Source organism: Kitasatospora sp. NPDC058048 (assembly GCF_042885555.1).
Classification (GTDB): domain Bacteria; phylum Actinomycetota; class Actinomycetes; order Streptomycetales; family Streptomycetaceae; genus Kitasatospora; species Kitasatospora lactacystinica.
In genome coordinates, this window is sequence record NZ_JBHVRT010000011.1 from 224,966 (window position 1) to 245,876 (window position 20,911).

Sequence of the window (20,911 nt, forward strand, 5' to 3'; positions counted from 1 at the left end):
CCGGTCCCGGTCAGGCCCCGACCGGCAGGACGGACGCTCCCGCGAGGAACCGCCGGACGATCTCCTCCCCCGCCGTCACCCCCACCTCCGTCAGGGCGGTGACGCCGGGGGCCGTCCAGCCGCTGTCGGCGAGTTCGCCGTGTCCCGGGCGCCAGCCCGCGTCCGCCGCGAGCAGCAGGTCCGCGTCGAGCAGTGAGTCCCCGGCCGCCAGCACCGTGTCGGCGCCGGCGCGCCGGACGACCTCGGCCAGCGCGGCGCTCTTGGTGAGCGGCGCGGGCACCGCGTACACCTTGCGGCCCTGCAGGGAGACCGTCCAGCCGCGTTCGGCGCACCAGCCGGTCAGCTCGTCGAGCCAGCCCTCCGGCAGTGCGGCGCGCTCGACCACCAGGTAGGCGAACAGCTCGTCGGCGACCCGCCGCTTGTGCGTCCACTCCGGGTCGGCGCAGAGGGCGAGCCGCCGGGTCACCTCCTCCAGCGGAGCCGAGCCGGCCGCGATCCGCGTGGTGATCTCGGCCCGCCAGTCGCGGTCCGGCACGCCGTCCACCAGCAGCTGCCCGCCGTTGGCGCAGATCGCGTACGCGGGGACCCAGTCCGGCGTCGGGCCGGGCAGGTTGACCCGCCCGTACTGCTCCGGTGTCCGGGTGGTGGCCGGGACGAAGCAGACCTCCCGGGCGAGGTCGGCGAGCAGCCCGGCGGCCCGCTCGGTCATGAAGGACAGCGGCCTCCCCTTGTACACCTCGACGCAGAGCAGCCGCGGCGCGAGCCGGTCGGGCTCGGCCAGGGCCATGGCCCGTTCGGAGTAGATCAGCGTCCGGTCGAGGTCGCTGGCCACCAGAACACCCATCAGGATTCCCTCCCCGTAGTCTCGGTCGCGACGCGCCCATCGGTGAAGGCGCGTCGGTCGGTCACGGCACTCCCGTCGGTGCCGGGGCGCACGTCGGTGCCGGGGTGCCCGTCGGTCACGGCACGCCCGTCGCCCCCGGTCGCCCCGCGGCTGTAGCGGGGGTGGATCAGGCCGACGCAGGTGTACGGCAGGCCGTCCACCTCCTCGACCTCGACTCCGCGCTGGGCGGCGAGCAGCCGGACGTGGTCGAGGTCCGCGCCGGCGCCGCGCCGGGCGAGGATCCGCCAGGGGACGCGCCGCAGCAGCACCCGCGTCGTCTCGCCGACGCCGGGCTTGACCAGGTTGACGTTGTCGATGCCGTACTCGGCGCTGATCCGCTCGACCGCGGCCCAGCCGGCCCAGTCGGGCGCCCGCTGCGGGTCGTCGGCGAGCCGGCCGGCGCCCTCGGCCACCGCGGCACGGACCTCGCCGAAGCGGGCGGCCACCGCGTCCAGGAAGGCCGCCGAGACGTCGCTCCCGGCCAGTTCGGCGTAGTGCTTGGCGCCGTGGAAGTCGTCCGGCCCGATCAGCCCGGCCCGCAGCACGGTGCGCGAAACCAGCCCGGAGACAGTGGAGTTGAGGCAGGCGGACGGGATCAGGAAGTCGTCCCGGGTTCCGTACGTCCGAACGCAGCGGCCCGGGTCGGCCAGCACCGCGAGGTCCGGGTCGAAGTCGGTGCCGGCCAGCGCGCCGGCCAGTTCGCGGGTGATCGCGCCCTTGCCGGTCCAGCCGTCGACGAACACCACGTCCTGCGCGCGGTGGTGGGCCGCCAGGTACCGCAGCGCGACCGGGTCGATGCCGCGGCCGCGCACGATCGAGACCGCGTAGTGCGGGACGGACAGGCCGTGCGCGAAGGCCAGCCAGCGCCGGATCAGGATGCCGACGGGCGTGCCGGCGCGGGCCAGCGAGGCGAGCACCAGCCCGGGGCCGCGCTCGCGCAGCAGCGTCTCGGCGACGGTGCCGACGGCGAGCGCGATCCGCCCGGCGGAGCCGCGCAGTGCCTGCTGGAACAGCTCCTGGTACTCGGGGCTGGGCTGGTACTCGACCGGCAGCGACTCGGCGTAGTGCGCGCCGCCGTTCTGGACGGCCTCCTCGCGCTCCTCGGTGGGGGCTTCGAGCGCGACCCCGGAGAGGTCCTTGAGCAGCCAGGCCACCTCCTCGGCCGGGTACGAGGAGAACGCCGGCCCGTACAGCGGCACGGGCAGCGACGGCGACAGCGGCGAGGGCGAGGGCGAGGGCGAGGGCGAAATGGACGGCACAACAGGCCCGGCCGGCGAAGCGGCACCCCCGGCCACCGGCCGGTGCGAGGGCAGCACGGCGAGCACCACCCGGTCGGTCACCTGCCGCAGCTGGCCGAGCAGCGCCCGCTCGCCCTCGTGCAGCGCCGGGGTGTCGGCCATGTCGTCCACCACCAGCACCACCGCGTCGAAGCGCCGCGCCGGGTCGCTGCCGGGGGCGACGTTGTACGCGTAGCGCTCGGGCGAGCCGCCGTCCTGCGGGTCGTCGTGGGCGGGGAAGGCGAGCCGGGTGCGGATGGCGTAGCCGGGGTCGTCCACTGCCAGGACGGGCGAGCGGGTGGTGGTGGAGAACCGGACGCGGTTGCCGCCGAGCCGTTCGTCGAGGGCGTCGGCCAGGCGCAGCGGCGCGTACATCAGCTCCTCGAAGCCGAGCACCAGCACCCGCCGTGCCCCTGCGGGCAGGGCCTCGGCCAGTTGTCCGGCGAGTCGGGGCAGTGCGGCGTCCAGCCGGGCGCGGTCGCGGGCGGTGAAGCCGTGCCGGCCGCCGTCCGGGAGTCCGGCGGGCCAGTCCAGCGCGATCCGGGCCAGCGGCGCCGCGGGGGCCGCCGGGGGCGCTTCCTCCAGTACCGCCCCGGCGATCAGCCGCTCGGCCCGTGCCACGACGTCCTCGGGCAGCTCGACAGTCCCGCTCGCGGTGGCCACCAGGTCCAGCCGGACGCCGAGTTCGGCGGCGGCCTCGTCGAGCCGGCGCCGGTCGGCCGCGGAGCGCAGGTCCACCAGGGCGACCACGACGTAGTGGCCGCGGGGGTGGCGGGCGTGCAGGTCGCGGATGGTGTTGAGGACCGTGCGGCCGGTGGAGAACTCGTCGTCCACCAGCACCAGCGGCCCGTCCCCGGCGAGGAGTGCGGGGTCGGCGGGGAGCAGCAGGTGCGAGGTGGCGTGCGAGTGCTCCTCCTCGAAGCCGCCGACCGGGGCCAGGCCGGGCACCGGTCGGCGGGTGGAGTGCAGGTAGGGGGCGTCCAGGCCGTCGGCGACGCTGTGGCCGAGGCCGGTGGCCGTCTCCGCGTAGCCGAGCACGACGGCGCGCGCGGTGGCCGCGGCGCCGAGCAGTTCGCGGACCCGGCGGCCGAGTTCGAGCCCGGTGCCGTGGACCACCGAGGGCCGCTGCGGCACGTGCTTGCCGAGCACGTTGGAGACCAGCAGGTGGGCGCGCTTGGGGTTCCCCGAGCGCAGCGCCAGGCCGACGAGTTCGGGGAGGCGCTCGGATCCGGTCAGCGCGATCCCGGCCCGGTCGGCGACCCAACGGCCGGTCCACGTCTGCGGTGTTGCTGTCACTGCTGGTCCTGCCTTCGATGGTGCGCTGGTGCGTTCGTGAGCTGGCGAGCTGGCGCGTTGCTTCGTCGGTGCGTTCGTGCGCTGGCGCGTCGGTGCGTCGGTGCGTTGCTTCGTCGGTAAGTCGGTGCGTCGGTGCCCCGCCACTCACGGATCCGTCATATCCCCGCCGGGGGAACCGGAGGGAACGGCTCGGGTTCGGTCGCGGAAACAGTCAGCCGCACAGGCAGGCCGACAGCAGTTCCGCGAAGCTCACGTCCTCCCGGGCCACCCCGAACACCTCCGCCCGCAGCAGCACCCGCTCCGCCCAGGCCCGGTGCGGCCGGGCCTCGTTCATCTTGTTGGTGTACGCCGAGCGCAGTACCCCGCCGCCGTCCTGCTCCTGCCGGAGGATGTCCCGGGCGTCGCAGTACTCCTCGTGCGTGACCACGGAGAGGGCGTGCACGGCCGGCACATGGCTGGGGTGGATGCAGGTCTTGCCGAGCAGGCCGTTGGCCCGGTCGAGTTCGACCTCCCGGATCAGCCCGTCCAGGTCGTGTTCGATGATCCGTCGGCGGACCTCCTCCCCGGAGGCCCGCAGTGTCCCGGCAACCCCGGCAACCCCCGCAGCCCCGGCAACCCCCGCAGCCGCGGCCGCAGCCCCGGCCGCGGCGGAGACGGACGCCCCGGCGAACGGGGTCCGGCGCAGCTGCGGCTTGAACATCCGCTCCTGCACCGGGAAGTACTCCCAGACCGGTCCGGTGACGGTGTACCCGGTGCCGTCCGCCCGGCCGAGCACGTTGACCACGTCCCCGATCACCGACGCGACCAGCGCCACGTCGTACGCGGTGAGGTCGGGCGAGCGCCGCAGGCCGTACGCGGAGCAGAGGTCGGTGACGCCGAGCCGGACGGCGAGCACCCGCTCGCGGTGGCCGGCGAGCAGGTCGGCGATGCCGAAGAGCTGGTCCCGCCTGGTCTCCAGGTGGGCGAGTTCGGGCGACTCCAGGACGGGCATGGCGAACAGCCGGCGCCCGGTCGCGGCCTCGGCGGCGGCCAGCGCGGCCAGGTACTCGCCACCGTTCTCGGGGGTGAACTTCGGCAGCACGAAGCCGCTCAGCAGTTCGACGGCCGGTCCGAGGCGCCGGGCCAGGTCGAGGATCTGGGCGGCGGTGCGGACCCTGATGAAGAGCAGGGGATGGCTCTGTGCACAGGAGGTGAAATCCTTGACCAGGTCATTCAGTTGCTCGACCAGATTCCGCTCACCCGCGTCCACCTCGTGGTCGGCGATCGCGTCCTCCAGGCAGAGCACCATCGACACCACGCCCCGACCAGCGAGTTTGCGGATGTCGGCGGCCAGGGCGGGCCGGGTGGCCGGGCTGTAGAGGGTACCTCCGAGGGCGGTGGCGAGCACCGTCGGCTCGCTCCGCACGTCGAACGGGCGCGGCTGTTCCAGGAAGAGCCGGCCGCGTACGTCCTCGGCGAGGTGGCCGAAATGCCGCAAGGTGCTCTCCTCCAGGAAGTGGACCGGCCCCCGGCCGGTTGCCGACGACACCCTGGTCAACCGGCCGACCGGGCGCCTTGGTTCCCGGGGCGCCTCCGCCGGGCGCCCCTGCGTCGAAACCCCGGGGACCTTTCGACCGCCCATCGTACGGACGGGATCCGGCCGGTCCCGGTTCCCCGGCACTGAACTCCCGGAACATCCCGGTCCACTTGGACGATCATGGGCGGAACGGCGGCGAACCCCGGAAACGACGGCGGCAAACCTCGGAAAGCGCAAGTCTTGGCAAAGTCCGACCCGGCACGGACCGGTCCGGTCACGTTGTCCGAAGGGGTGGCGAACAGGCAGGATGGTCGGCTATGACGCACGTGATGGCCAAGGGCGCCAACATCGCACTGCCGGCGGCGGCGGTCCGCGCCGTGCTGCGCTGGAGCGCCACGCCCGGTGCGCCGGACGTGGACGCGTCGGCGCTGCTGCTCGGCGCCTCCGGCAAGGTCCGCTCGGACGCCGACTTCGTCTTCTACAACCAGCCCCGCCACCCCTCCGGCCTGGTCCGCCACCTGCCCAAGCAGCAGACCTCCGGCGGTGCCGAGATCATCGACACGGTCGAGGTCGAGCTGGGCAAGCTGCCCGCCGAGGTGGACCGGGTGGTGCTGGCCGGCTCCTCCGAGGGCGGACCGTTCCGCGCGGTGCCGGGGCTGCGCCTGCTGCTCTTCGACGCCACGGCCGGCGAGGGCGTGCCCGCGCTCGCCGAGTTCGGGATCGACGACGCCGAGAACGTCACCGCCCTGGTCGCCGGCGAGCTGTACCGCCGGTCCGGGTCCTGGAAGTTCCGGGCGATCGGCCAGGGCTACACCTCCGGGCTGATCGGTCTCGCCACCGACTTCGGCATCATGGTGGACGACGAGGCGGAGGCCGACCAGGCGCCCGCCCAGGTGCCCGTGTCCACCACCCCGTCCGGCACTCTCGACCCGCGCAGCACCGCGATGCCGGACCCGCGCTCGACCACCCCCGAGCCGGGCACCTTCACGCTGGCCCCGGCCGTCCCGCAGTCGCCGCCGGCCCAGCCGCCCGTCCCGGCCCAGCCGCCCGTCCAGCCACCGCCCACCGCCCCGGCCCCGGCCACCGCCGCCGCCGCGAGCGCCTCGCCCGCACCGGCGACCCCGCCGCCGCCCGCGGCCCCGCCGACCATGCCCCCGCCGCCGCCCACCGCACCCCCGGGCCACCAGCCCGGCACCGGCTACGGCTACCCCCAGCAGACCGGCCCGGCGTACGGCCACCCCCAGCAGCAGCCCACCGGCGGCTACGGCTACCCGCAGCCCGGCACCGGCCAGCAGCCCTACCAGCAGCAGCCGGGCGGTTACGGCTATCCCCAGCCGAACCAGCCCGTCCCGCCGCAGCAGCAGCGCCCCGCCGGCTACGGCTACCCGCAGCCCGGCACCGGCCAGCAGCCGCCCGTCCCGCCGCAGCCGCCGACGGCCCAGCCCCCGGCCGCCACCGGCGAGGAGTTCGCGCTGCCCCCGCAGGGCCCGCAGTTCCAGCCCCGCTGACGCCCCCGGCGGGGCCGCCCGACAGCCCCGGCCCCGGCCCCGCCGTGAAACCGCCGAACCGCCGACCGCCGTCAGTCGCTCTTGTACCCGCGCTGCCACTGCAGCCCGAAGCCGTACAGCCGGTCGATGTCCGCCTGGAACCCGTTGACGTACCGCACCTCACGCCGCACCGTCAGCTGGTTGTCCCCCGAGTTCTCGATCAGCACCACCGCGCAGGAGCGCGCAGCCCGGGCCCGCTCCTCCAGCTTGATCTCGATCCGCGGCCCGGTCTGCGGCACGATCGTGACCACCGCGTGCGACTGCTCGAAGGCCGGCGTGCCGTCGTAGATGTAGACGAAGATCAGCAGCCGCTTGAACTTGTCCTTCTTCTCCAGGTTGACGTACATCGTCTCGCCGGACGGCGCCCCGTACTGGTCGTCGCCGCTGAGTTTGATGTACGGCGCGTTCTGGAGGTCTCCGAAGAGCCCGCCGAGCGGCTGCACCACGCCGGTGCTCCCGTCGGAGAGCTCGTACATGCAGGCCAGGTCGAGGTCGACGTTCGTCGGCTCGGTGCCCTGCGGCGAGTCCGGGTCCTGCGGCCGCAGGATCCGCGGGCTGAAGAACCGCTTCACGGACTCCCGGGTGCTTGGCCGCGCGGCGCCTCCGGCGCTCATCGTCCAGTGCAGGTTGACGTAGAGGTAGCCGGTGGTGGCGGCCGACCCGGTGATCGCGTGCTGCGGGGCCGACTTGGTGAGTATGACCTTGTGCTGACCGCCGGGGTTGTCGAAGGTGTAGCTCTTGTCCCCGCGCAGGTACTCCCAGATCGAGACCATGCAGTCCTCTCCCCCTGCTCCCGCCAGGCGTTCTGACGGTCCGCCGACCAATGATCGGGCATCGGCCCGGCCGTCGGATACCCAGTCCGCGCCCTCCTCTACCCAACTGGGCGCGACCGGCGGGTCGATTGGCGGGAGGAAGCCGCCCTCCCGTAACATGCCGCCCCTTCGGACGCGATATCGTCTAGCCGCACAGGTGTCCCGTCCGCCCCTGCGCGGGCGCGGCGGGCCCGTCGTGCGGCGACGAACGAATCGTCAGGCAGCTCCCGCTCGGCGGGCCCTGACCGCCTGTGTCGCGCTGTGATCCTGTCCCCTGCGGAAACCCGAGGCCCGACCCGCAATGAACCTGACCTCCATACAGCTGGTCTGGACCGTCGTCGGCGGCGCAGCCCTGCTGTTCGTCGCCGTCCTGATGGCGACGCTGCGATTCAAGAGCTCGAAGAAGGACGAGTCCGGCGACTCCTGGGAGCGCAGCGAGGAGCGCCGTCGGCGCAAGGAGATGATCTACGGCATCTCCTCGTACACGCTGCTGTTCTGCTGCGCCGGTGTCGCGGCCGCGCTCTCCTTCCACGGCCTGGTCGGCTTCGGCAAGGAGAACCTGGGTCTGTCCGGCGGCTGGGAGTACCTCGTCCCGTTCGGTCTGGACGGTGCCGCGATGTTCTGCTCGGTGCTCGCCGTCCGCGAGGCCAGCCACGGTGACGCCGCGCTCGGTTCGCGCCTGCTGGTCTGGGTGTTCGCGATCGCCTCGGCCTGGTTCAACTGGGTGCACGCCCCGCGCGGCGTGTCGCACGACGGCGCCCCGCAGTTCTTCTCCGGCATGTCGATCTCGGCGGCGATCCTGTTCGACCGGGCGCTGAAGCAGACCCGCAAGGCCGCGCTGCGCGAACAGGGCCTGGTCCCCCGCCCGCTGCCGCAGATCCGCATCGTCCGCTGGCTGCGCGCCCCGCGCGAGACCTACGCGGCCTGGTCGCTGATGCTGCTGGAGAACGTCCGCAGCCTGGACGAGGCGGTCGACGAGGTGCGCGAGGAGCGCCAGGCGAAGCTGGACGCCAAGGCCCGCGCCCGTACGGCCGACCGCCGCGAGCGGGCCGAGCTGAAGGCCATCTCCCGGCAGGGCGGCATGCTCGCCCGGACCCGCGGCGGCCGCCAGGTTCCCGCCCTCACGGCTGCCGGAGACGGCCCGAGCGCTACGGAGCCTGCCCTAGCCGCGGGATCCGACGCCACCACCTCGACCTCGGCCTCGCTCCTGTCCGGCGACTCGCCGGAGCCGGCCGCCCTGGACGCCGGTCGCCGCCCCCGCGCCGCCGTCGGCTCCTCGTACTCGTCCTCCTCCTACTCGTCCTCCTCCTACTCCTCGTCCTCGTACTCGTCGTCCTCCTCCGGCACCGGGTCGTCCCGCAGCGGCTCGGCCATCGACCTGACGGCCGACGACGACACCCTGTCGATGCCGAAGCTGGACTCGCTGGAGCGCAAGCTGCGCGCGATCGAGCAGCAGCTCGGCTGACCCCGGCACCCCGCGGGTACGACCGCGGACCACGAGGAACGGCCGCCCCCGGGAAATCCCGGAGGCGGCCGTTTCGCTTGCCCTGCGGACTACTTTCCGGTGCCGACCAGCTCCGGTTCCTCGTCCGCGCCCTCGCGCCGGTTGCGCAGGATCGACGAGCCGAGCGCCAGCCCGATGAAGGCGACGCCGATCAGCCCGGTGACGATCTCCGGGATGTGGTACTTGATCCCGATCAGCAGGATCGCCGCCAGCGCGCCGATGGCGTAGTGCGCGCCGTGCTCGAGGTAGACGTAGTCGTCCAGGGTGCCCTTGCGGACCAGGAAGACGGTCAGCGAGCGGATGTACATCGCGCCGATGCCGAGGCCCAGGGTGATCTGGAAGATGTCGCTGGAGATGGCGAACGCGCCGACCACGCCGTCGAAGGAGAACGAGGCGTCCAGGACCTCCAGGTAGAGGAAGAGGAAGAACGCGGCCTTGCCGCCGACCTGGATGATCGACTTGCCGGCCTTCTCCGCCTCCTCCTCGCGCTCCTCCTCGGCCTCCAGCCCCGACTCGAAGATCGAGGAGAGGCCGTTGACGGCGAGGTAGGTGACCAGGCCGAGGACACCGGCGAGCAGAACGGTTTCCGCGTGCTCCCCGGCGAAGAAGTTGGAGGCGAGCAGCAGGGCGACCAGGGCGACGACGGTGGAGAAGGCCTCCAGCTTGCCGACCTTCTCCAGCGGGCGCTCGATCCAGGCCAGCCAGTTGTAGTCCTTCTCCTCGAAGATGAAGTCGAGGAAGATCATCAGCAGGAAGACGCCGCCGAAGGCCGCGATGGCCGGGTTGGCCGCTTCCAGGTACTGGCCGTAGGTGAGGCCTTCGTAGGTCTTCTCGGAGTGCAGCGCGAGGTCGATGACCGTCGTGGGGTTGAGCTTCGCGGTGAGGCCGACGACCAGCAGCGGGAAGACCAGGCGCATGCCGAAGACCGCGATGAGGACACCGACGGTCAGGAAGATCTTCTGCCAGTACGGGTTCATCCGCTTCAACACCGTGGCGTTGACCACCGCGTTGTCGAACGACAGGGAGATCTCCAGGATGGAGAGCATCAGCACGATGCCGAAGCCTTGGGCTCCCCAGAGCAGTCCGGCCGCGATCAGGCCGATGACGGTGATCGCGAACGACCAGCCGAATGTGCGGAGGAACACGGGAGTTGGCTACCTTTCGGGTTCTGGCCGTGCCGGGGGCGGCCTCGTCCCCGAGACGTCCTGACCGGGCCCGGCCCGGTCAGGTCACCCCCGCACTGCCCTCTGTTCTCATGATCGGGTCGGGTACGACAAGTCCGATTTCCGCCTTTACTGTACGTTCACGCCGAAGTCGAGCGCGATGCCACGCAGGCCGGAGGCGTACCCCTGGCCCACTGCGCGGAACTTCCACTCGCCCGCGTAGCGGTACAGCTCACCGAAGATCATCGCGGTCTCGCTGGACGCGTCCTCGGACAGGTCGTAGCGGGCGATCTCCTGGCCGTCGACCGAGTTGACGACCCGGATGTAGGCGTTGCGGACCTGACCGAAGTTCTGGAGCCGCGCCTCGGCCTCGTAGATCGAGACCGCGAAGATCACCTTGTCGGCCTGTGCCGGGACGAGGTCCAGGCTGACCAGGACCACCTCGTCGTCACCCGTTTCGTCGCCGCCGGTGAGGTTGTCGCCCTGGTGCTCCACTGAGCCCTCGGGGCTCTTGAGGTTGTTGTAGAAGACGAAGTACTCGTCACCGAGCACTCGCCCGCCACCGCAGATCAGGGCGCTCGCATCGAGGTCGAACGGGGCGCCCGTGGTCGAACGGGCGGACCAGCCGAGGCCGATCTGGACCTGCGTCAGGTTCGGCGCGGCCTTGGTGAGCGAGACGTTGCCACCCTTGGCGAGCGTGACCACCATGACGTTCTTCCTCCCTTGCTTCTCCCGGGGCGCCATCCAGGTGTATCCCCCGCGGCCCCGGCCGACCGGTTCTGGTCGGCTGAACTTCCTGAACTCACATCCTCGCAGTGCGAGGAACCGCCACGGCACCGGGCCGGACGAAGCCGGGGCGGCCCCGGACCTCGGAGGTCCGGGGCCGCCCCGGGAGAACGGCGCGCAGCCCGCGCCGCAGGGCGCCGGCGCGGGCTCAGACGTTGACGCCGAAGTCCTGCGCGATGCCGCGCAGGCCGGAGGCGTAGCCCTGGCCGATGGCGCGGAACTTCCACTCCGCGCCGTTGCGGTACAGCTCGCCGAAGACCATCGCGGTCTCGGTGGAGGCGTCCTCGGAGAGGTCGTAGCGGGCCAGCTCCGTGTTGTCGGCCTGGTTCACCACGCGGATGAACGCGTTGCGCACCTGGCCGAAGTTCTGGCCGCGGGTCTCGGCGTCGTAGATCGACACCGGGAAGACGATCTTCTCGACGTCCACCGGCACGCCGGCCAGGTTGACCTTGATCGCCTCGTCGTCGCCCTCGCCCTCGCCGGTCAGGTTGTCACCGGTGTGCTCGACCGAGCCGTCCGGGCTCTTCAGGTTGTTGAAGAACACGAAGTTGCCGTCCGAGGTGACCTTGCCCTGGGCGTTGCACAGCAGGGCGCTGGCGTCCAGGTCGAAGTCCGCGCCGGTGGTGGTCCGGACGTCCCAGCCCAGGCCGACGACCACGGCGGTGAGGCCGGGTGCCTCCTTGGTGAGCGAGACGTTGCCGCCCTTGCTGAGGCTGACTCCCACTAGTCCTCCAAGAATCGGGAGGCACGTCCAGTGGTGCCCCCGGTGGTGCGGTCCGGGGCGGCGGGAGGCCCATCGGCTCCCGCATCCCACCCCGCCAACGGCCCGAGCGTAGTACGGGGTTCCCGTCCGCACCCCTGATCAGGCCGGACACGGCCCCGGGGCACTCGGCCGGCGGGTGCCGCAGGGCGCCCGCGACCCGGCCGAGGCGCGTACGGGGCCCGGGCGGGGGTCTCAGAGCGCCGCGAGGACCTTCAGGTACTCCTGCTCGTCCCGGGCGTCCGGGAGGCCGTTGACGACGCTCCAGCGCACCGTGCCCGTGGTGTCGATCACGAAGGTGCCGCGCAGCGGGCAGCCCCGCTCCTCGTCGAGGACGCCGTAGGCCCGGGTGACCTCGCCGTGCGGCCAGAAGTCGGCCAGCAGCGGGAACTCCAGGCCCTCCCGGTCGGCGAAGACCCGCTGGGAGAACTGCGAGTCGCAGGAGAGGCCGAGCACCTGCACGGTGTCGTTCTGCAGGCCCGCCAGCTCCCGCTGGATCGCGCCCAGCTCGCCCGTGCACACACCGGTGAAGGCGAACGGGTAGAAGACCAGGACGACGTTCCGCCGGCCGCGGAAGTCGGAGAGCCGGACGGCCTCGCCGTGCTGGTTGTTGAGCTCGAAGTCCGGAGCCGGGGTGCCGACCTCGATGGCCATGAGCGGGACCTTTCTGACGCGACCGCGCCGCGCGGCGGGCGCGGCGGGCCACATCCTCGCATTCGTTTACGGCCGTTGCGCCGAACGGATGAGGCGGGCGGCCGCGGCCCGCCGCATGTGCTTCAGAGCCCGCTCAGCGCTTGGCGCCCTTCGCCGTGGACTTGGTCGCGAGCCTGGTGGCCGCCCAGTCCTTGACGATGTTGATCGAGCTGGTCTGGGAGAGGCCCGCGGTCTTGGCCGCGTCGCTGATGTCGGAGGCCTCGATGTGGCCGTCCCGCCCGGTCTTGGGCGTCATCAGCCAGATCAGGCCGCCTTCAGCGAGGTACTCCAGCGCGTCGACGAGGGCGTCGGTGAGGTCCCCGTCGTCGTCGCGGTGCCACAGCAGAACGGCGTCGGCGACGTCGTCGTAGTCCTCGTCGACGAGATCCGTCCCGATGAGCTCCTCGATTCCCTCGCGGAGTTCCTGGTCAGTGTCGTCGTCGTACCCCAGCTCCTGGATGATCTGGCCCTCTTCGAAGCCGAGACGGGTCGCCGGGTTGGACTTGTCCGCGGGGTCCGCGGTCGCGCTCACGGGAATAACCTCCAGTATTCGGCCCGGCATCCATGCCGAGGCTGTGGCCGTAGTCCACACGGGCGCGGCGGTTCGCGCAAGTACCCGACCCCCGATCCCCTCCAAAGGTTGACGTGTCGCAGGGGGACACGCCGCTCGACGTGGCGGGAATCACACCGATTTGCCCTTTTCTGCATGGTCCAAGGATGCTTCGGATGGTCCCGGCCCACAGGCCGTACGCACGCCCGAGATGCGAACGGCATTCGGGTCCGCGCGTGCGCGGGCGTAGAGTCTCCTGTTGGCCCTCACCCCGGCCGCCCGCCATCGGGCGGACGGGACACCAGGTCGGACCACCTCTTTTCGTAACACCCGGGGGTGTGCGGAGCGGACGAAGACGCCCGCACCGCACGCCGCCAGACCGGGCCGCCCGCCGGGCGGACCGGTTACCGATCGGTAGAGATGACGGATCTCCGAGCGCGGTAGCACGATGGAGGCGGCGCGACACACCTCAGTTTCGACCGACAGTGAAGGAACAGCGTGGCTTCCGGATCCGATCGCAACCCGATCATCATTGGCGGCCTTCCGAGTCAGGTCCCGGACTTCGATCCCGAGGAGACCGCGGAATGGCTGGAGTCGCTCGATGCGGCCATCGACGAGCGGGGGCGTGAGCGTGCCCGTTACCTGATGCTGCGGCTGATCGAGCGCGCCCGCGAGAAGCGTGTCGCCGTGCCCGAGATGCGCAGCACGGACTACGTCAACACCATCGCGACCAAGGACGAACCGTTCTTCCCCGGCAACGAGGAGATCGAGCGGAAGATCCTCAACGCGACCCGGTGGAACGCGGCCGTCATGGTCTCCCGGGCGCAGCGCCCGGGCATCGGCGTCGGTGGCCACATCGCCACCTTCGCCTCCTCCGCGTCTCTGTACGACGTCGGCTTCAACTACTTCTTCCGCGGCAAGGACGGCGAGGGCGAGTCCGGCGACCAGGTCTTCTTCCAGGGCCACGCCTCCCCCGGCATCTACGCCCGCGCCTTCCTGCTGGACCGGCTCACCGAGCAGCAGCTCGACGCGTTCCGCCAGGAGAAGTCGAAGGCCCCGTACGGCCTCTCCAGCTACCCGCACCCGCGGCTGATGCCGGACTTCTGGGAGTTCCCGACCGTCTCGATGGGCCTCGGCCCGCTCGGCGCGATCTACCAGGCCCGGATGAACCGCTACCTGGAGCACCGCGGGATCAAGGACACCTCCGACTCGCAGGTCTACGCCTTCCTCGGCGACGGCGAGATGGACGAGCCCGAGTCGCTCGGCCAGCTGTCGCTGGCCGCCCGCGAGGGCCTGGACAACCTGACCTTCGTGGTCAACTGCAACCTGCAGCGCCTGGACGGCCCGGTCCGCGGCAACGGCAAGATCATCCAGGAGCTGGAGTCCCAGTTCCGGGGCGCCGGCTGGAACGTGATCAAGCTGGTCTGGGACCGCAGCTGGGACCCGCTGCTCGCGCAGGACCGCGACGGCGTCCTGGTCAACAAGCTGAACACCACGGTGGACGGCCAGTTCCAGACCTACGCCACCGAGACCGGCCAGTACATCCGCGAGCACTTCTTCGGCGGCGACCTGCGCCTGCGCGCCATGGTCGAGAACATGACCGACCAGCAGATCCAGCACCTGGGTCGCGGCGGCCACGACCACAAGAAGATCTACGCGGCGTTCAAGGCTGCCCGCGAGCACAAGGGCCAGCCGACGGTCATCCTCGCCCAGACGGTCAAGGGCTGGACGCTGGGCCCCAACTTCGAGGGCCGCAACGCCACCCACCAGATGAAGAAGCTGACGGTCGAGGACCTGAAGCGCTTCCGCGACCGGCTGCACCTGCCGATCACCGACAAGCAGCTCGAGGAGGGCTACCCGCCCTACTACCACCCGGGCCGCGACTCGGAGGAGATCCAGTACATGCACGACCGCCGGGAGGAGCTGGGCGGCTACGTGCCGACCCGCAAGGTCCGCCCGCGGAAGCTGGAGCTGCCCGGCGACGACGCGTACAAGGCGGTCAAGAAGGGTTCCGGCAACCAGACCATCGCCACCACCATGGCGTTCGTCCGGGTGCTCAAGGACCTCATGCGGGACAAGGGCATCGGCAACCGCTTCGTGCCGATCGCGCCGGACGAGTACCGCACCTTCGGCATGGACTCGCTCTTCCCGTCGGCGAAGATCTACAACCCGCTCGGCCAGACCTACGAGTCGGTCGACCGGGACCTCCTCCTCGCCTACAAGGAGTCGCCGACCGGCCAGATGCTGCACGACGGCATCTCCGAGGCGGGCTGCACCGCCTCGCTGATCGCCGCCGGCTCCTCCTACGCCACCCACGGCGAGCCGCTGATCCCGGTGTACGTCTTCTACTCGATGTTCGGGTTCCAGCGCACCGGCGACCAGTTCTGGCAGATGGCCGACCAGCTGGCCCGCGGCTTCGTGATCGGCGCCACCGCCGGCCGCACCACGCTGACCGGTGAGGGCCTGCAGCACGCCGACGGCCACTCGCACCTGCTGGCCTCGACCAACCCGGGTGTCGTCGCGTACGACCCGGCGTACGGCTTCGAGATCGCGCACATCGTCCAGGACGGTCTGCGGCGGATGTACGGCTCCAGCGCCGAGCACCCGCACGGCGAGGACGTGTTCTACTACATGACCGTCTACAACGAGCCGATCAAGATGCCGGCCGAGCCCGAGAACGTGGACGTCGAGGGCATCCTCAAGGGTCTGCACAAGTACGCGCCGGGCACCGCCGGCCAGATCCCGGCCCAGATCCTCGCCTCCGGCGTGGCCGTGCCGTGGGCCCTGGAGGCCCAGCGCATCCTCGCCGAGGAGTGGAACGTCAAGGCCGACGTCTGGTCCGCGACCTCCTGGAACGAGCTGCGCCGCGACGCGGTGGAGGCCGAGGAGTTCAACCTGCTGCACCCCGAGGAGCAGCAGCGCGTGCCGTACGTCACCCAGAAGCTCCAGGGCGCCGAGGGCCCGGTCGTCGCGGTGTCCGACTGGATGCGCGCGGTGCCGGACCAGATCGCCCGCTGGGTGCCGGGTCAGTACCAGTCGCTGGGCGCCGACGGCTTCGGCTTCGCCGACACCCGTGGCGCGGCCCGTCGCTTCTTCCACATCGACGCGCAGTCGGTCGTCCTGGGGGTGCTCACCGAGCTCGCCAAGCAGGGCAAGATCGACCGCTCGGCGCTGAAGGACGCGATCGACCGCTACCAGCTGCTGGACGTGGCCGCGGCCGACCCGGGTGCCGCCGGCGGCGAGGCCTGATCAGCCCGTAGGCACTGAGGGGCCGGACTCCCGTCGGGGGTCCGGCCCTTCGGCGTTCGCCGTGGCGCGGCCCTTGGTTCGGCCCTCGGCCCGCCGCCCGGACCGGCCCGCCGGTGGCCCTCGGGGAACGCCACGGCCCACGGGAACAGCAGGACGGCCCCGGACTCCGAGGAGTCCGGGGCCGTCCTGCTGCGGGGCCGGTCAGATGTGCACGGCCGGGCCCGCGTCGGTGGCGCCGCGGCGGGTGAGCAGGCCGAGCACGGCGGCGCCGAAGGCCACCACGGCGGCCACCGCGAAGGCCAGCGACATGCCGCTCACGAAGGACTCGTGGACGGCGCCGGCCATCGCGTCCACCGCCTGCTGCGGGGTGCCGGCCGGGGCCGGCGGGGCGATGCCCAGCTGGGCGGCCTGCTTGAGGCCCTCGCCCGCCGCGCCCTCCACCGGCGGCAGACCGGCCTTGGCCCAGTTGCCCGGCAGGACGTCGCCGACCTTGGCGGCCATCAGCGCGCCCAGCACGGCGGTGCCGAGGCTGCCGCCGACCTGCATCGCGGCCTGCTGGAGGCCGCCGGCCACGCCGGACAGCTCCAGCGGGGCGTTGCCGACGATCACCTCGGTGGCGCCGACCATGACCGGGCTGATGCCCAGGCCCATCAGGACGAACCAGAGCGACATCACGCCGTTGCCGGAGCCGGTGTCCAGGGTGGACATGCCGAACATCGCGGTGGTGGTGATCAGCATGCCGGCCACGATCGGGATGCGCGGGCCCAGCTTGCCGATCGCCAGGCCGGCCAGCGGCGAGCCGATGATCATCATGCCGGTCATCGGCAGCAGGTGGACGCCGGCCTCGACCGGCTTCATCCCGTGCACGTTCTGGAGGTAGAAGGTCACGAAGAAGATCGCGCCGAAGAACGCGAAGGCCATCAGCACCATCAGCAGGACGCCCGCCGACAGCGGCACCGAGCGGAACAGGCCGAGCGGGATCAGCGGCTCGCGGGCCTTGCCCTGCCAGAGCGCGAACAGCACCATCAGGACCACCGCGCCGATCAGGAACAGCAGCGTCCGCCCGTCGCCCCAGCCCCACTCGGGGGCCTTGATGATGCCGAAGACCAGCGCGAACATCCCCACCGAGAGCAGCGCGATGCCGGGCAGGTCGAAGGACTTGGCGGCGTTCTCGGCCCGGACGTCCTTGAGGATCCACACGCCCAGCGCCAGCGCGACCAGGCCGACCGGGATGTTGATGAAGAACACCGACTCCCAGTTGACGTGCTCGACCAGCAGGCCGCCGACGATCGGGCCGGCCGCGGTGGAGGCGCCGATCACGCCGCCCCAGATGCCGATCGCCATGTTGAGCTTCTCGGCCGGGAAGGCCCCGCGCAGCAGGCCCAGCGCGGCCGGCTGGAGCAGCGCGCCGAACAGGCCCTGGAGCACCCGGAAGGCGATCACGGTCTGGATGTTGCCGGCGAAGCCGATCGCGGCCGAGGTGACGGCGAAGCCCGCCGCGCCGACCAGGAAGGTGGTCTTGTGGCCGAAGCGGTCACCGATCTTGCCGGCGGTGATCAGGAAGACCGCCAGGGCCAGCAGGTAGCCGCTGGTGACCCACTGGATCTCGGAGGGCGCCGCGTGCAGCTTCTCCTGGATCACCGGGTTGGCGATGGCGACGATCGTGCCGTCCAGCGCGACCATCATGACGCCGACCGCGACGGTCAGCAGGGTCAGCCAGGGGTGTCCCTTGAGACCGCCCCCCGACGGTGGGTTCGGCGGTGCGTCCGCCTCGGAGTTCTTCACGACGGACTGACTCATCTGGGCCCTCCGGGGGCGTGGCTCGGTGCGGTACATGGTCGTGGCGCCCCGGCCCACCCGTCCCCACAGGTGCCCCGGCCCGACGGGCGCCACCCCGGCAGATTATGTCAGCCTCTGACATTCGGCAAACAGTGACTTCTGACCATCACTGCCATTTGTCAGAGCGGTAAAGTTGTGGTCCCACCAGCCACACCCAGCGCTCCGGAAGGCCCCCGCCATGGCCGCTCACACCCCCCGCACCACCGGCACCCCGGCGGGCCCCGAACGCGCGCCGGGCCTGCGCGAGCGCAAGAAGCAGCAGACCCGCTACGCCCTGATCCAGGCCGCCCACCTGCTCTTCCTCAGGCAGGGCTTCGCCCGCACGACCGTCGACGAGATCGCCTCCGCCGTCGACGTCTCCCAGCGCACCTTCTTCCGCTACTTCGCCAACAAGGACGAGGTCGCGCTCGCCGTGATGGCCGTGGCCGAGGACTACTTCATCGAGTGCCTGCGCCACCGCCCGGCCGAGGAGGCCCCGCTCCAGGCCCTGCGCGCCTCGATCGTCAAGGCCTGGCGCGACCTCGGCAACGAGGAGTCCGCCGGCCCCGGTTCGATCCACAGCGCCCTGGAGCTCATGCGGATGATCGAGGAGACGCCCCCGCTGCTCGCCGCCCAACTGCGCCGGGTCACCGAGCAGGAGCGCCTGGTGGTCCAGGTGCTCGCCGAACGCGAGGGCCTGGACCCGGCCGAGGACCTGCGCCCGGCCGTACTCGCCGCCGTCTTCGGCAGCCTGCTGCGCTCGGCCCACCTGTCCTGGAGCGCCGAGCACGCACCGGCCGGCCCCGAGGGCATGGTCGCGGTGATCGAGCGCTACTTCGACCAGCTCGGCCCGGCCCTGGCCGGCCACTGGCGCAGCCCCGCGTAGCACCCGGCGCCGCACCCGGGTCATACCGGGGTATCACCCGGTACCCCGGTAGCCCCGCGGAAGTTCGCGCCCCAGTGCGACGACCCACGCGGCCCGCCCTCCTAGGCTGACCCACGATGAAGACGCCCACCAAAGCCGACACCCGCACGTTCGCACTGCGCCAACTGCGCGCCCTGCGGCACCACCTGACCACCCCGAGCCAGGACGAGACCCCACTGCTCGGCGACTCCCGGCGGCGCTGGGTGCGCCGACTGCCGTACATCGTCGTGATCGCCCTGCAGGGCTCGCTGATACCCACCGGGATCGCCAACCTGGTCAGCTTCTACGACCTGGTGCTGCCGGTGGCCGCCGCGCTCACCATCGCCCAGACCACACCGCTGTTCCTCGCCGTCACCCGGCCGCTGACCGCCTGGTGGATCAGCGCCGCCGCCATGGTCACCACCGCCGCCATCACCGCCCGCCACCACCAGCTGATGGGCAGTTGGCCGTGGACGGCCCCGATGATCATCGCCTACGTCTTCCTGCTGCTCGCCCTCGCACTGCGCGAGAGCCGGGCCACCGTGGTCTCGGTCTGGGTGGCCACCGTCCTGCTCACCGCGCTCACCACCACCCTCGGCCTGCCCCGCTCCGGCGACGGCACCACCGTGCTGCTGATCGCACTCAGCGGCGCCGCGCTGCTGCTCGGCTGGGCCGTCCGGGACCGCGCCGTGGCCCGCCGGCTGCTCACCGAGCAGGAGCACATCAGCGAGGCCGAACGCGAACGCCGCACCCTGCTGGAGGAACGCACCCGGATCGCAAGGGAGTTGCACGACGTGGTGGCGCACCACATGTCGGTCATCGCGGTGCAGGCGGCCAGCGCGCCGTACCGGATCACCGGGGTGCCGGACGCGGCCGCCGAGGAGTTCACCGCGATAGCCGGCACCGCCCGCGAGTCGCTGGCCGAGATGCGCCGGCTGCTCGGCGTACTGCGCAGCGAGGAGTCCGGCGGGGAGAAGGCACCGCAGCCCGGGGTCGGCCAACTCGCCCAGCTGGTCGAGACGGTGGGCCGGGCCGGGGTGCCGGCCGAGCTGACGGTGGAGCCGGACCTGGTGGACCTGGTGCCGCAGGCCGTCGGCCTGTCCACGTACCGGATCGTGCAGGAGGCGCTGGCCAACGTGGTGCGGCACGCCCCCGGCGCGCGGACCTGGGTGTCGCTGACCGCGGACGGCCCGGCGCTGCTGGTGACGGTGGTCAACGCGCCCCCGCCGGAGCACACCGAGTCGCTGGAGGCCTCGGTCGAGGGCACCGGGCAGGGGCTGGTCGGAATGCGTGAACGCGTCCGGCTGGTCGATGGCAGGCTGGACACCGGCCCGCTGCCGGACGGCGGCTTCAAGGTGGCCGCCGTCCTGCCCCTCGACCTTCCAGACACCCCCCGGGAGACCACCGCATGACCATCCGCGTGATCATCGTCGACGACCAGGCCATGGTGCGCGCGGGCTTCGCGGCCCTGCTCAACGCCCAGAGCGACATCGACGTGGTGGGGGACGCGGCGGACGGCGCCCAGGCCCTGGAGGTCAACGGCCGCACCCACCCGGACCTGGTGCTGATGGACGTCCGGATGCCCGTCATGGACGGCCTGGAGGCGGCCCGGCGGCTGCTCGACCCGGCCGTGCCGGGCGCCCACCGGCCCAAGGTGCTGATGCTGACCACCTTCGACGTGGACGACTACGTGTACGAGGCGCTGCGCGCCGGGGCCAGCGGCTTCCTGCTCAAGGACGCCCCGCCGGCCGACCTGATCGCCGCGGTCCGGGTGGTCGCGGCCGGCGAGGCGCTCCTCGCCCCCTCGGTGACCCGCCGGCTGATCGAGGACTTCGCCCGCACCCGCCCGGCCAAGCGCCACGACCCCAAGGTGCGGCTCAACGGCCTGACCCCGCGCGAGACCGAAGTGCTGGAGCTGATCGCCCGCGGCCTGTCCAACCAGGAGATAGCCGCCAAGCTGGTGCTCGCCGAGCAGACCGTCAAGACGCACATCGGGCGCATCCTCGCCAAGCTCGGCCTGCGCGACCGCGCCCAGGCGGTCGTCCTGGCCTACGAGTCCGGCCTGGTGACCCCCGGTCAGTAGGGGCAGCCGTTCGCCCCCTCTGATACCCGGGTAGCACCCGGGAGTTGGCCCCGCGGTGTGACGTCCGCGG

At 71.9% G+C, this 20,911-nt stretch carries 16 protein-coding genes; 6 read left to right on the forward strand and 10 right to left on the reverse strand.

Annotated features, from left to right (window positions below; genetic code table 11):
* Window positions 1-10 precede the first annotated feature (10 nt).
* From ACFVVA_RS15270 to ACFVVA_RS15280, 3 genes are all read right to left on the reverse strand, one after another.
* The gene (locus ACFVVA_RS15270) at window positions 11-844 is read right to left on the reverse strand and encodes an HAD family hydrolase (RefSeq protein ID WP_387689625.1); all 834 of its coding nucleotides are present in this window, start codon (window positions 842-844) and stop codon (window positions 11-13) included.
* The gene (locus tag ACFVVA_RS15275) at window positions 844-3,456 is read right to left on the reverse strand and encodes a phosphoribosyltransferase (protein ID WP_387689627.1); all 2,613 of its coding nucleotides are present in this window, start codon (window positions 3,454-3,456) and stop codon (window positions 844-846) included. The genes ACFVVA_RS15270 and ACFVVA_RS15275 overlap by 1 nt, the downstream gene beginning before the upstream one ends.
* A gap of 211 nt (window positions 3,457-3,667) precedes the next feature.
* Complete coding sequence (locus ACFVVA_RS15280; protein WP_387689629.1) at window positions 3,668-4,933, reverse strand: HpcH/HpaI aldolase/citrate lyase family protein; 1,266 nt, start codon at window positions 4,931-4,933, stop codon at window positions 3,668-3,670.
* Between the two features lie 356 nt (window positions 4,934-5,289).
* Here ACFVVA_RS15280 and ACFVVA_RS15285 point away from each other — a divergent pair, with 356 nt between their 5' ends.
* A complete protein-coding gene (locus ACFVVA_RS15285) occupies window positions 5,290-6,480 on the forward strand; it encodes a TerD family protein (RefSeq protein WP_387689631.1) in 1,191 nt (396 codons plus the stop codon).
* 71 nt (window positions 6,481-6,551) lie between these two features.
* On the opposite strand, the gene ACFVVA_RS15290 is transcribed toward ACFVVA_RS15285, so the two are convergent.
* Complete coding sequence (locus ACFVVA_RS15290) at window positions 6,552-7,292, reverse strand: Tellurium resistance (protein ID WP_387689633.1); 741 nt, start codon at window positions 7,290-7,292, stop codon at window positions 6,552-6,554.
* Window positions 7,293-7,632: 340 nt separating this feature from the next.
* Here ACFVVA_RS15290 and ACFVVA_RS15295 point away from each other — a divergent pair, with 340 nt between their 5' ends.
* On the forward strand, window positions 7,633-8,796 hold the full coding sequence (locus ACFVVA_RS15295) for a DUF2637 domain-containing protein (protein WP_387689635.1): 1,164 nt from the start codon (window positions 7,633-7,635) through the stop codon (window positions 8,794-8,796).
* 89 nt (window positions 8,797-8,885) lie between these two features.
* On the opposite strand, the gene ACFVVA_RS15300 is transcribed toward ACFVVA_RS15295, so the two are convergent.
* From ACFVVA_RS15300 to ACFVVA_RS15320, 5 genes are all read right to left on the reverse strand, one after another.
* Complete coding sequence (locus tag ACFVVA_RS15300; RefSeq protein WP_387689636.1) at window positions 8,886-9,980, reverse strand: DUF475 domain-containing protein; 1,095 nt, start codon at window positions 9,978-9,980, stop codon at window positions 8,886-8,888.
* Window positions 9,981-10,127: 147 nt separating this feature from the next.
* Complete coding sequence (locus ACFVVA_RS15305) at window positions 10,128-10,706, reverse strand: TerD family protein (protein WP_359914478.1); 579 nt, start codon at window positions 10,704-10,706, stop codon at window positions 10,128-10,130.
* Between the two features lie 226 nt (window positions 10,707-10,932).
* Window positions 10,933-11,508, reverse strand: a complete 576-nt coding sequence (locus tag ACFVVA_RS15310) for a TerD family protein (protein ID WP_387689638.1) — start codon at window positions 11,506-11,508, stop codon at window positions 10,933-10,935.
* Between the two features lie 231 nt (window positions 11,509-11,739).
* Window positions 11,740-12,198 carry a peroxiredoxin gene (locus ACFVVA_RS15315; protein ID WP_359915651.1) on the reverse strand — a complete coding sequence of 153 codons (459 nt, stop codon included), beginning with the start codon at window positions 12,196-12,198 and terminating at the stop codon, window positions 11,740-11,742.
* Between the two features lie 133 nt (window positions 12,199-12,331).
* Window positions 12,332-12,769 carry a DUF3052 domain-containing protein gene (locus ACFVVA_RS15320; RefSeq protein WP_359913037.1) on the reverse strand — a complete coding sequence of 146 codons (438 nt, stop codon included), beginning with the start codon at window positions 12,767-12,769 and terminating at the stop codon, window positions 12,332-12,334.
* A gap of 516 nt (window positions 12,770-13,285) precedes the next feature.
* Between ACFVVA_RS15320 and aceE the strand changes: the two genes are divergently transcribed.
* Window positions 13,286-16,036 carry a pyruvate dehydrogenase (acetyl-transferring), homodimeric type gene (gene aceE, locus ACFVVA_RS15325; RefSeq protein ID WP_359913040.1) on the forward strand — a complete coding sequence of 917 codons (2,751 nt, stop codon included), beginning with the start codon at window positions 13,286-13,288 and terminating at the stop codon, window positions 16,034-16,036.
* Between the two features lie 201 nt (window positions 16,037-16,237).
* Here aceE and ACFVVA_RS15330 read toward each other — a convergent pair whose 3' ends face one another.
* The gene (locus tag ACFVVA_RS15330; RefSeq protein ID WP_387689641.1) at window positions 16,238-17,836 is read right to left on the reverse strand and encodes an MFS transporter; all 1,599 of its coding nucleotides are present in this window, start codon (window positions 17,834-17,836) and stop codon (window positions 16,238-16,240) included.
* A gap of 217 nt (window positions 17,837-18,053) precedes the next feature.
* On the opposite strand from ACFVVA_RS15330, the gene ACFVVA_RS15335 reads away from it, so the two are divergent.
* The 3 genes from ACFVVA_RS15335 to ACFVVA_RS15345 all read left to right on the forward strand — a co-directional run bounded on the left by ACFVVA_RS15335 (window position 18,054) and on the right by ACFVVA_RS15345 (window position 20,841).
* Entirely contained in the window at window positions 18,054-18,740 is a 687-nt protein-coding gene (locus ACFVVA_RS15335) for a TetR/AcrR family transcriptional regulator (RefSeq protein ID WP_387689642.1), read from the forward strand.
* Window positions 18,741-18,856: 116 nt separating this feature from the next.
* Complete coding sequence (locus ACFVVA_RS15340) at window positions 18,857-20,170, forward strand: sensor histidine kinase (protein ID WP_387689644.1); 1,314 nt, start codon at window positions 18,857-18,859, stop codon at window positions 20,168-20,170.
* Window positions 20,167-20,841 (forward strand): response regulator transcription factor, encoded by a 675-nt coding sequence (locus ACFVVA_RS15345; RefSeq protein ID WP_359913052.1) that lies wholly within the window; start codon window positions 20,167-20,169, stop codon window positions 20,839-20,841. The genes ACFVVA_RS15340 and ACFVVA_RS15345 overlap by 4 nt, the downstream gene beginning before the upstream one ends.
* Window positions 20,842-20,911 lie beyond the last annotated feature (70 nt).